Raw genomic sequence first — 11,677 nt, 5'->3', positions numbered from 1 at the left:
AGGCCCACTGACATTCCTGCGAAGTCGGCAATTCGGTGGCTTCGGGACGAGACACTCTCCGGCGGCGCTACCGTTGCTGGCGTGGAGGAGATCGATCGCCGAATCGTCACCCTGCTGGCGACTGACGGCCGGATGAGCTTCACCGATCTGGCCAAGGAGACCGGGCTGTCGGTCTCCGCCGTGCACCAGCGGGTACGCAGGCTGGAAAAGCGCGGTGTCATCCGCGGATACGCCGCTCTCGTGGACTACGACGAGATCGGTCTTCCGATGACGGCGTTCGTCTCGATCAAGCCGATCGACCCCTCCGCGCCCGACGACGCGCCGGAACGGCTCAGTCATCTGACCGCCATCGAGGCGTGCCACAGCGTCGCCGGTGATGAAAGTTACATCCTCAAGGTCCGCGTCGCCTCCCCGCTCGCACTGGAGGAGCTCCTCCAGCAGATCCGCGCCTCGGCCAACGTCAGCACGCGCACGACCGTCGTTCTCAGCACGCCCTACGACTACCGCTCCCCAGTGATCGAGAAGGAGCCGGAAGCGGACGCCGCCGAGGGCTGAGCACCACCTGACGCCGAGCCGGGCGAGCCGCTGCGCGGCGGCCGGCTTGGACAGGCCGGGCCCCGAGATCCATCTGTGACCGCACCTGTGACCACATGGGTGATCGGGCGGCGCCCGATGCGGGACAAGAGCCCGACGGCACGTAGAATCTGGCGGCCTATGCCAGAGTCTTCGCCGGGTGAGCTGGCCCGGGAGCAGAAGTACGTCGCCGCGCTGTACGAGCGCCTCGACGTGCTGCGGAAGCGCACGCGCGGGCAGCTCGACGCCGTGCTGGCCCAGGGGGCCTCGGGAACCCATCAGAACCGCTCGGAGCGCGACTCCTTCGCCGGCATGTACGCCCAGCGCCTGGCCCGCCTGTGGGCCGTGGAGAACGGCCTGTGCTTCGGCCGGCTCGATCACGCCGAGGGCGAGCGGCTGTACATCGGCCGCATCGGCCTGTCGGACGATGACCAGCAACGGCTTCTGATCGACTGGCGGGCCCCGGTGGCGCAGCCGTTCTACCGGGCCACCCCGGCCGCCCCGATGGGCGTCACCCGGCGGCGCCACCTGCACACGCGGGGCCGCAGGGTCACCGCGATCGACGACGACCTGCTCGACTTCGACAGCCTCACCGACGCCGACCGGGCCTCACTCAACGGCGAGGCGGCCCTGCTGGCGGCGCTCGGCGAGAAGCGCACCGGTCGCATGCGCGACATCGTGGCGACCATCCAGGCCGAGCAGGACAAGATCATCCGAAGCGACCTGAACGGCGTGCTCGTCGTCCAGGGCGGTCCGGGCACGGGTAAGACCGTGGTGGCCCTGCATCGCGCGGCCTACCTCCTCTACACCTACCGTGAGCGGCTGGAACGCAGGGGCGTGCTGATCCTCGGGCCCAACCCCACCTTCCTGCGCTATATCGAGCAGGTGCTGCCGTCGCTCGGCGAGACCGACGTGCTGCTGTCCACCGTGGGCGAGCTGTACCCGGGCGTCACCGCGTCGCGGGAGGATCCGCCGGAGGCCGCCGCGGTCAAGGGCCGGATCGCGATGGCCGACGTGATCGCGCGGGCCGTACGCGACCGCCAGCGGATGCCGCGCACGCCCGTGGAGATCAAGCTCGACAAGTTCACGCTGAAGCTCGACCGGCAGACGCTGGAGGCGGCCCGGTCGAAGGCCGGCCGCTCGCGCCGTCCGCACAACCAGGCCAGGGCCGTCTTCATCCGGCACCTGCTGACCGTGCTCACCCGGCAGGCGGCCCGCCACCTGGGCCGCGGCGCGCTGGACGACGCCGACTTCGCCGACCTGCGTGAGGACCTGCGCACCGAGGAGCCGGTGCGGGTGGCGCTCAACCGGCTGTGGCCGTACCTGACGCCGCAGCAGCTGCTGATCGGCCTGTTCACGGATCACGATCGGATGGCCGCGGCGGGGCTGGGCGAACGGGAGCGCGGCGTGCTGCTGCGCGAGCCGCCCAGAGCGGGGGAGAACTGGTGGAGCGTGGCCGACGTGCCGCTGCTCGACGAGGCCGCCGACCTGCTGGGCGACATCGACGAGGGCGTGCTGCGGGCGGCGCGCCGGGCCGAGCAGGAACGCGAGGAGCGCATCGCCTACGCCCGGGAGGTGCTGGAACTGACCGGCCTCGCCGACATCATGGACGCCGAGCGCTTCGCCGAACGGCAGCAGGCCGAGGAGACCTATCTCACCACGGCCGAGCGGGCCGCCAGGGACCGCACGTGGGCCTTCGGGCACGTGATCGTGGACGAGGCCCAGGAGCTGTCCGAGATGGCCTGGCGGATGGTCATGCGGCGCATCCCGGGCCGATCCATGACGATCGTCGGCGACATCGCGCAGACGGGTTCCGCCGCGGGGGCGGCGAGCTGGGCGCGTGTCCTCGATCCGTACGTCGCGGGCCGCTGGCGTGAGGAGCACCTCAGCGTCAACTACCGCACCCCGGCGGAGCTGATGGAGATCGCCGCCCGCGTGCTCGAACTGGTCGGCCCCGGCCTGAAGGCACCGGAGTCGGTGCGGGAGACCGGTGAGCGGCCGTGGGCCCTGCGGGTCGCCTCCGTCGCGGAGGCGGGCCCGGTGGTCGCTTCGGAAGTCGTGGAGGAGGGCCGCCTCGTGGTCATCGCCCCGGCGGGGACGATCGAAGAGATCGGGGAGATCGTCGGGGCCGCCGTGCCCGGCGCGGCCACCGGGCCGGGCCCTGCCGCCCTGGACGCGCCGGTGGCGGTGCTGTCGGTGACCGAGGCCAAGGGGCTGGAGTTCGACTCGGTGATCGTGGTCGAGCCGGGCAGGATCCTCCGTGAGTCGCCGCGGGGGCCGAGCGACCTCTACGTCGCCCTCACCCGGGCCACCAGCCGCCTCGGCGTCGTCCACACGGAGGAGCTGCCCGACGTCTTGAACGGCCTGAAACGGCGCTGAACGGGCTACCGCTCCCACCTGCGGAAACGTGGTATTTCCGCTGATCGGGACGCGGTTGACATCTGCGCTGAGGTCGGTAGTTTGCTGCGCAGTCCAGCACGGGACTGACCGGTTGGCCGCTCTATGGCGCCGCCGACCTCTGCGTCGATGACGGAGCGTGACACCGTCAGCACACCAGGCGCAGGGCGGCGTCCCGCCGAGGCGGGGCACCCCAGCCGGCCGGGGGGTTGGACCCAGGAGGGGCCCGGGCACCCAGTAGACAACGGAGCTCCGCGCCCGCCGCCGACGGGACGGAACCGGTCCGAAGGGCCGCCCGGGCCCCCTTCCCTTCTCACCCGCGTGATCGCCTTTGCGCGCCACCCGTAGAGTGGCGGAGACGGTTTGGCGGCTTGCGCCGCTGTCTGCGACTCTCACCTGTGATGATGTCGTGCGTCAGAACCAGCGATACGCGAGGAGAAACTGTCCCGTGGCATTGAAGACGGCACAGGACGCGGAGCCGGCCGCCGTCGCGGCGCCCGGGCCGCGGGTGCCGGGCGCGCTGATCCGCCTCGTCGCCTCCGTCGCGGGGGGCCTGGTGCTCTACCTCGCCTTCCCGCCCCTCGGCTGGTGGTTCTGCGCCCCGGTGGGCCTGTCGCTGCTCGCCCTCGCGATCCGCGGCACCCGGGTGCGGCGGGCCGCCTGGCTCGGGTACGCCGGTGGGCTGGCGTTCCTCCTGCCGACGCTGGCCTGGGTCCGCCCGATCGGGGACGACGCCTGGCTGGCCCTGGCAGGCGTCGAGAGCCTGTTCTGGGCGGCGCTGGCCTGTGTCGCCGTCCTCGTCATGCGGCTGCGCCTGTGGCCGCTCTGGGTGGCCTGCCTGTGGGTGGTGCAGGAATGGGCCCGGGGACTGTTCCCCGTCGGGGGCTTCCCCTGGGCGCGGCTGGCCTTCAGCCAGGGGGAGTCGCCGTACACCGGCTTCGCCGCGCTGGGCGGCGCCCCGCTTGTAAGTTTCACGGTCGCGCTCACGGGGATGCTGCTCGCCGCGCTGGTCACCCGGCGTCCGCCGAGATGGCGGGCCGACCGGGTGGTTGCCGGAACGCTCCTCGCCGCGATAGCCGTACCGGTGCTGGGGCTGGTCGTGCCCCGGCCCGGCGACGAGGGCAGGACAGTGCGGATCGGTGTCATCCAGGGGAACGTCCCTGGGCGGGGAATGTACTTCCTCGGCGACGAGCCCGCCGTCGTGCTGCGCAACCACGCCGACGAGACGCACCGGATGGCCGAGGCCGTGCGCGCCGGGAAGCTCCAGCGGCCCGACATCGTGGTGTGGCCGGAGAACTCGACCGACATCGACCCCTACAGCAGCGCGTTCGCCCGCCAGACGATCGACTCCGCCGTGAAGGACATCGGCGTGCCCGTCCTCGTCGGCGCGGTGGTCAAGATCGGCACCGATAAGCGGGCCACCCGCGGTGTGGTCTGGGACCCGGTCACCGGCCCCGGCGCGTACTACGACAAGCGGCGGCTCGTGCCCTTCGGCGAGTACACGCCCATGAAGGATCTGTTCCTCGCGCTGTCGTCGCGGGCCAACCTGGTCGGCCGCCAGTCGGTCGCGGGCAACAAGCCGGGAGCGCTGCGGATGGGGCCGGTGACGATCGGCACCGTCGAGTGCTACGAGGTGGCGTTCGACAGCACGGTGCGCGAGACCGTGCTGGCGGGCGGCACCCCGCTGGTCGTGCAGACCAACAACGCGAGCTACGCGCTCACCAACCTGCCGCCGCAGCAGCTCGCGATGTCGCAGCTGCGGGCGGTGGAGTTCAACCGGGCGGTCGTCACCGCGGCGACCACGGGCATCTCGGCGTACGTCGCGCCGGACGGCCGGGTCGGCTGGCACACCGGCGAGCTGGTGGCGGGGATGAACGTCGTGGATGTCCCGGTCAGGACGAAGAACACGGTGGCGGCCGAGGTAGGTGCGCTGCCGGAGTGGGTTTTGATACTCATGGGAGCCGGAGCGACGGTGGCGGCCATCTCTGGGCGGAGGAAGAGCTGATGGAGCAGACCCCGGGACGGGTGCTGGTGATCGTTCCGACGTACAACGAGCGCGAGAACCTGCCGATGATCACGCGCAGGCTTCGGGAGGCGTTGCCCGACGTCCACCTGCTCGTCGCCGACGACAACAGCCCCGACGGCACCGGCAGGATCGCCGACGAGCTGGCCGAGGCGGACGACCACGTCCACGTCCTCCACCGGACGAGCAAGCAGGGGCTGGGCGCGGCCTACATCGCCGGGTTCCGCTGGGGCCTGGCCGAGGGCTACGACGTGCTGGTGGAGATGGACGCCGACGGCTCCCACCAGCCGGAGGAGCTGCACAAGCTGCTCGACGCGGTGGGCCACGGCGCCGATCTGGCCATCGGCTCCCGCTGGATCCCCGGCGGCAAGACCGTCAACTGGCCGTTCTCGCGTGAGCTGCTCTCGCGGGGCGCCAACACCTACGTCCGCCTGGTGCTCGGCATCCCGGTGTCCGACGCCACGGCGGGCTTCCGGGCCTACCGCGCGGCCACCCTGGAGAAGATCGGGCTGGACGACGTCGAGTCGCAGGGCTACTGCTTCCAGGTGGACCTCACGCTCCGCACGGTGCGGCAGGGCCTGCGGGTGGTCGAGAAGCCGATCACCTTCGTCGAGCGCACCGTGGGCACCAGCAAGATGAGCCGGAAGATCATCCTTGAGGCCTTCTGGCGCGTGGCCGTCTGGGGCGTCACCGGGTACGCCGACCGGTTTCGCCCAAGGCGATAGGCGCGATCCACAGGAACCCCAGCGACCGCGTGAGCGTTGACGCAGACGTACGACTGCCGGGGTGAGTGGGGCAAGACATGGTGCGGATCGGGCTGTTCCTCGGGTTCCTCCTGGTTCCCGTCCTGGAGATCTGGTTTCTGATCCGGGTCGGGTCCGTGATCGGCGGGTGGGAGACGGTCGCCCTGCTCATCGCCGACAGCGTCCTCGGTGCCTGGCTGGTGCGCCGCGAAGGGCGGCGGGCATGGGCGGCGCTGCGCACGGCCATCGAGTCGGGGCGCATGCCCGACAAGGAACTCATCGACGGGGCCATGATCGTCGCCGGCGGTGCTCTTCTGCTGACCCCCGGCTTCCTGAGCGACGTGTTCGGATTCTTCGCGATCCTGCCGTTCACCCGGCCGATCGCCCGGCGCTGGCTGTCGTGGTTCCTCGGCCGCCGCGTGCGCTCACTGGCCGCCCGCTCGCCGTACGCGCCGCTCTTCGACCGTACGGCAGGGTTCGGGGGGGCAGGGTTCGGCGGGGCAGGGTTCGGCGGGGCAGGGTTCGGCGGAGCGGGCGTCGACGGCGTGGACGGCGTCGGCGGGACCTCCGGTGCGGGCCGCGGCCGCGTGGTGCACGGCGAGGTCATCGACGACGACAAGCACTGAGCCGCCGTCTCGTTCTCGTTCTCCTTCGCCTTCCGGGTCGCCTTATGCGGCCGCCTTCCGGGTTCGCCTTCCGGGTTCGCCTTCCGGGTTCCGTCGTGCGTCCGTCTGCCGGGCACGCCGTTGCCCCGGCGGCGGAGGCACACCGGGGCAACGGGGCTGGTGACGAGCGGTGCCCCGAGTTACAGCCGCTCGTCCGGGTCGGGCACGTCCCGGCGGCGGACGCCCTGATCACGCGCCTCCGGATCGGTCACGAACCGGTCGCCTGACCGCGTCACCGGGTGGCCCGTGCCGAACCGTTCCTGCGACCGGGCCGCCGGATCCTCGGTTCCGTATCGCTCGCTCGACGAAACCGAGGGGTCTCCCCGGCCGAACAGCTCCCCGGACCGTGTCTCCGGGTCCCGCGGCGCCAGAGGCTCGCCCGGGCGCGTACCGGGGATGTCGGCGTCCAGCCGATCCATGGAACTGAGCGCGGGGTCGTCGGTGCCGTACCGCTCCCCGCCGCGGGTCACGGCGTAGTCGGCAGGATCGCCGATCCCGGTCTCCAGGCGTTCGCGTTCGTGCCGGCCACCGCTGGCGGCCCACCCGGTGAGGCTGTCGGGCTGGTTGGCACGCTCCCAGGCGGCGTCCCAGCCCATGTCGTAGTGACGGTACAGCTCACGCTCCTGTTCGGCGGACAGGTGTCCGTCGGCGTCCAGGTCCACGTCAGGCGCGTTCTTGACGTGCTCCTTGGCGTACGGGACCTCGACATGACCGGCCGTCAGGTTCGCGTCGTGGAGCGGGACGAAGGTCTCCTTGGTGTGGAGAAGTCCAGTCTTGACGCAGAGCCACTTCGGCCGTCCTGTCGCATCGTCCAGGAATACCTGCGCGACCTCGCCGATCTTGTCGCCGTTGAGGTCGTGGACCGGGTTGTCGAGCACCATGGGGATCTGCTCGTGAGTGATCACGTGCTTCTCCTTGTCTCTCGCTTGGTCGGTCTCTTACTTCGCTACCGCCGACGGGAGAGCGGAAACCACCTTTTCCGGAAATCACCCCTGCCGTGCCGATGTGGCTGGGCCGGTCGCCTCGGCATCGTCGCAGGTGATAGCTCGCATCGCGGCGTTCGCCACCCGCAGCGAAAATTTTGTGATCCGGCCCGGCCGGGGTCCTCCGGTCCGTTCGGCGGAGGCGAGTGGCGAACGCCGCCAGGCTCGGAGGGCTGGACAAGTGAGACCTCCTGCGGGAGCGCCGTGCCTTCTCGGCATGCGCGAAGTCGGTGAGCTCTCGAGGTCCGTCGCGCCGCCGGGTCGTCGGCCCCCGGACTGTCGGGCCGGTGGGCCGCCGGGTCGTGCGACGGCCTGCCGGCCCCGCCGACGACCCGGGGTGCGGAAGCCGCCGAGTGAACGCGGTGAATTGAAGGCTTATAGCACTAATTGCGTTTCCGCCTGTGACTCCATGTAATTCGGCTCCGCGCTTGAGTGGGGCGATTGGTGCGTGGGAGAATTCATACAGGCGTTCGAATGAATGTGAGGGGGTGTCATGGAGTCGCCGATTCTCGATCCTGGCCGCCCTCGTCGTTCGGATAGAGCCGACGGCGACTGGTGGGACCGCTTGACCGCCGATTCCCCTTTGTGTTCGTCCGAAGGCTCCCTTGCCCGCGACGACTCCCTTGGCGGCTGGTTTCCTATTGTCGAACCGGGAATACGGCGGTCCGGCAGCACATTCGACGGCCCGCCCGATGACGCCCCAGCCGACGACAGCGCGGCCGATGTGGCGAACAACCCGGCCGGTGACCGCGCCCCCGGTAGCGGTTTGAACGGTGCCGCCACCGTAAGCGCCTCCGTAAGTGCCGCTACGGACGTCGCTGGCAGGGGCAGCGGCACGGATACCGGCGGGCTGGATGCTGTCCGGGCCGGTGCGGCGGGTGCGGCGGGTGCGGCCGGTGCGGCTGGTGGGGCTGGCGCTGCTGAGGATGGCGGCTGTGTTGTTGATGGCGGGCCTGCGGCCACTGTCGTTGGTGCCCCTGGCGCGGGTGGTGCCAGTTCCGGTGCCGGAAGTGCTGGTGCCGCCGGTCCTGCCAGGGCTGGCGCGGCAGATGCCGCCGGTCCTGTTGGCGACGATTCCGGGGCCGCTTCCGCGGCTGGTTTCAGTGGTGCCGCGGGTCCCGATGGCGCTGGTGCCGCCGGTAGCGGTGGTGCCGGGGTTGGTTCGGCTGGTTCGGCTGGTGCCGGGTCTGCCGGGTCTGTCGGGGATGTCGGTGGTGGTGCGGGTCGGGGCCGGGGCCGGTCGTCGGGGGTCCGGTCGTCGTGGGTGTTGGTGGCCTCGTTGCGGGAGTCGGCGCAGGCGTTGGCGCTGGCTCCGGTTGCGGACGATGCCGGCGTCTGCCTGGCCGAGGCAGAGGACCTGTTGTTCGTGCGGGATCGGATCACGTCGGCGTTGGCGGATCGGGTGGGGCGGGTGCATCGGGCGGGGCAGGCTAGGCAGCATGGGCATGCCTCGACCCGCAGTTGGTTGCGTACCGCGGGTGGGTTGAGTGTGGCGGGGGCGGGCCGGCTGCTGACGTTGGGCGTGCAGTTGGCGCGGTTGCCGCGGGTGCGGGAGGCGTTTGCGGGCGGGGGGTTGTCGGCGGGGGTGGTGGAGGCCATCTGTATGGCTACCGAGCATCTGACCGGTGAGCAGGTGGGGCTGGCTGAGCCGATTTTGTTGGAGTTGGCGGGCCGGGCGGGGCCGGCGGAGGTGGCCAGGGCGGGCCGGTATCTGCGGGCGGTGCTGGACCCTGATGGGGACGAGCGTGATGAGCGGGCCGATTACGGGCGGCGGTTTCTGCGGGTTCGTCCGGGTAAGGGGGGTGGGCTGGAGGGGGAGTTTTATCTGCCTCGTGAGGCGGCCGCCCGGTTGCGGGCGTTGCTGGATGCCTATGCCCGGCCCCGGGCGGAGGGTGATGACCGGCCGCTGCGGGTACGTCAGGCCGATGCGTTGATCGCGTTGCTGGAGCAGAAGATCGTCGCTGAGCTTCTGGTACTGGTCAACGCCGAGTCCCTCCCCGCCGACCCGGTCACCGACACCGCCACCGACACCGCCACCGACCCCGCAGCCCCCGCCCCGGTCCCCGACCAGAGCGACCAGGGCGACCAGGGCGACCAGGACGACCAGCCCGAGGACGCTGGCGCCAGCAACACCGAGGATCTCGGCAGCCGCCCGGACACTCAGGACGCCGAAGACACCGCAGACGCCGACAACGTCCTGGGCCCCGAGGGCGGCCGGAACGCGGAGAAGGCCGGGGAGACCGGCAGCGTGGACGACGCCGCTGACGCGGATGACGCGAGTGGCGCGGATGACGCCGGTGGCGTTGACGTCGTTGACGCTGCCGGCCGGGGTGATGACCTTTGCGATCGCACGGAGACTACCGAGCCCGCCGCCCCCGAGCTTGCAGAGCCCGAGCCTGCCGCCCCTGAGTCGGCCGCCCCTGAGTCGGCCGCTTTCGAGCTCATCAAGCCAGTCGAGTCCGTGGGACCCGCCGGGCTCATCGAGCCCGCCGAGGAGGCGGTGTGCTCTGCCTCCGGCGAGGCCGAAGGAACGGACGCGGTCGCTCCGGGTGCCGGTGCCGCTGGACTCGGTGACGCGGCCGAATACGCGCAGTCGGAGGGCAACGAGCCGGAAAGCAAGCAGCAGGAAGGGACACAGCCCGAGGGGACGCAGTCGGAGGAGGCTCGGCCGGAGAAGGCGCGGTCGAGCGAGCCCCAGCAGAGCAAGCCACGACAGCGCGAGTCACAGCAGAGCGAGTCACAGCAGAGCGAGTCACGACAGCGTGAGTCACAGCAGAGCGAGTCACGGTCGGGTAGGTCGCGCTGGGATGAGTGGCAACCGCCGGATCCTCCTGCGTGGGGCGCTTCTGCCCGTCACGCCCACGCCGGGCCTCGGCCCGCGGGGGGATCCCGGCATGGGCTGGGCACACCCGACGCCCACGGCGACGTGCGCGGCGGGCAGCACTCCCATGACCCGGGCTCCCATGACCCGGGCCCTCATAAGCCGGGCCCTCATAAGCCGGGCGCAGGGCCGGTGCCAGGGCCGGGGGCAGACTCGGAGCAAGGGCCGGCGACAGGGCTGGGTCCGGGGGCAAAAACATGGCCGGGGGCGTTGCTGGGCAGGGCGCCGGGGTTGCTGCTGGCCACGGGGCAGGTGCTGCCGGTCTCCGGCGTGCACCGCCTGGCCCGCACCTCCACCCTGGTACGCCTGGTCATGGACGCCGACGGGCAGGTCCTCGACATGGGCCGAAAAGTCAGGCTGGCCACCCCGGCCCAGCGGCGGGCGGTCTTCGCCCGCTACGCCACCTGCTGGATCGACGGCTGCCCCCTGCCCGCGACCATGTGCCAGATCGACCACGCCGACAACTGGAGCACCGGCGGGCTCACGGACCTGAAGCTGCTCGGCCCGGCCTGCCAGTTCCACAACCGCGACCGCTACCAGCACCCCGAGCGCTACACCCGCCGCACAACCGGCAAAGACCGCTGGGCCTTCACCTACCACCACCCCACCAAAACGCGGTGGTCACGGGCATGAGCCCGGACGTGAGCCGCCGCAGGCTGGGGAGCGGCCCGGCGGCACATCGGAGCGCCCCGGCCGTTCTTGGGGCGATCAGGCCTCTTCCCAGGGGCCGACGTCGTCCTCCTTCCACTCCAGACGGTCAACGACGCCGATCACGCCGTTGGTCCGCTCGACCATCCGCGTGAGCACCCGCGACTGCGAGCGGCGCTCCAGGGCGCCGGTGAGCGTCACGACGCCTTCCGACACCGACACCTCGACGCCCGACAGATCGGCCCACAGGCAGTTGCCGATGATGTCCTCGCGTACCTCACGGGCGATGTCGGCGTCCGCGCGGGCGAGGACCTTGAGCAGGTCGTGGCGGCTGATGATGCCCACGAGCACGCCCTCGTCGTCCACGACGGGCAGGCGTTTGACCCCGTGCCGATTCATCAGGCGCGCGGCGCTGACCACGCTCGTGTACGGACGGGTGGTGACCGCGGGGGCGGACATGAGTTCGGCGGCGGTCACCCCACGCGCTCGCTCCTGGCTCCTGCCGGCGCCGTGTCCCACGGCCTCGCGCAGGCGGGCGCGGAGCGGCGGCCGGTAGCCCTCGCGGTAGAACTGCTCGCGGAACTCCTCCTTGCGCAGCAGGTCGGCCTCGGAGACCACGCCGACGACGTGGCCCTCGCCGTCGACGACGGGCACCGCGCTGACCTCGTGTGCGATGAGCACCTCGGCCACGTCCCTGAACGGCGTGCTGCCGTTGACGGAGGCGACCTCGCTGGTCATGACGTCCCGCACCTTCATGTGCATGA

General features: G+C 71.2%; 8 protein-coding genes. 6 read left to right on the top strand and 2 right to left on the bottom strand.

The features are described 5' to 3' along the window. The first annotated feature begins 81 nt into the window (after positions 1–81). From ACQPZZ_RS23525 to ACQPZZ_RS23505, 5 genes are all read left to right on the top strand, one after another. Positions 82–555 carry an Lrp/AsnC family transcriptional regulator gene (locus tag ACQPZZ_RS23525; protein ID WP_363641408.1) on the top strand — a complete coding sequence of 158 codons (474 nt, stop codon included), beginning with the start codon at positions 82–84 and terminating at the stop codon, positions 553–555. A gap of 159 nt (positions 556–714) precedes the next feature. After that, complete coding sequence (locus ACQPZZ_RS23520; RefSeq protein ID WP_432922019.1) at positions 715–2,952, top strand: HelD family protein; 2,238 nt, start codon at positions 715–717, stop codon at positions 2,950–2,952. Between the two features lie 466 nt (positions 2,953–3,418). After that, positions 3,419–4,975, top strand: a complete 1,557-nt coding sequence (gene lnt, locus ACQPZZ_RS23515; RefSeq protein ID WP_432922016.1) for an apolipoprotein N-acyltransferase — start codon at positions 3,419–3,421, stop codon at positions 4,973–4,975. Then, positions 4,975–5,718, top strand: coding sequence for a polyprenol monophosphomannose synthase (locus ACQPZZ_RS23510; protein ID WP_432922013.1), 744 nt, complete (start codon positions 4,975–4,977; stop codon positions 5,716–5,718). The genes lnt and ACQPZZ_RS23510 overlap by 1 nt, the downstream gene beginning before the upstream one ends. A gap of 77 nt (positions 5,719–5,795) precedes the next feature. After that, the gene (locus ACQPZZ_RS23505; RefSeq protein WP_432922010.1) at positions 5,796–6,362 is read left to right on the top strand and encodes an FxsA family protein; all 567 of its coding nucleotides are present in this window, start codon (positions 5,796–5,798) and stop codon (positions 6,360–6,362) included. Positions 6,363–6,541: 179 nt separating this feature from the next. On the opposite strand, the gene ACQPZZ_RS23500 is transcribed toward ACQPZZ_RS23505, so the two are convergent. Continuing rightward, entirely contained in the window at positions 6,542–7,306 is a 765-nt protein-coding gene (locus ACQPZZ_RS23500; RefSeq protein WP_432922007.1) for a PRC-barrel domain-containing protein, read from the bottom strand. 571 nt (positions 7,307–7,877) lie between these two features. Between ACQPZZ_RS23500 and ACQPZZ_RS23495 the strand changes: the two genes are divergently transcribed. After that, complete coding sequence (locus ACQPZZ_RS23495; protein ID WP_432922004.1) at positions 7,878–10,898, top strand: DUF222 domain-containing protein; 3,021 nt, start codon at positions 7,878–7,880, stop codon at positions 10,896–10,898. Between the two features lie 75 nt (positions 10,899–10,973). On the opposite strand, the gene ACQPZZ_RS23490 is transcribed toward ACQPZZ_RS23495, so the two are convergent. Next, positions 10,974–11,675, bottom strand: a complete 702-nt coding sequence (locus ACQPZZ_RS23490; RefSeq protein ID WP_363648152.1) for a CBS domain-containing protein — start codon at positions 11,673–11,675, stop codon at positions 10,974–10,976. Between the last annotated feature and the right edge of the window lie 2 nt (positions 11,676–11,677).

It is taken from the genome of Microbispora sp. CA-135349 (assembly GCF_050947365.1).
Classification (GTDB): Bacteria; Actinomycetota; Actinomycetes; order Streptosporangiales; family Streptosporangiaceae; genus Microbispora.
This window is presented reverse-complemented; position numbering and strand designations above follow the sequence as displayed.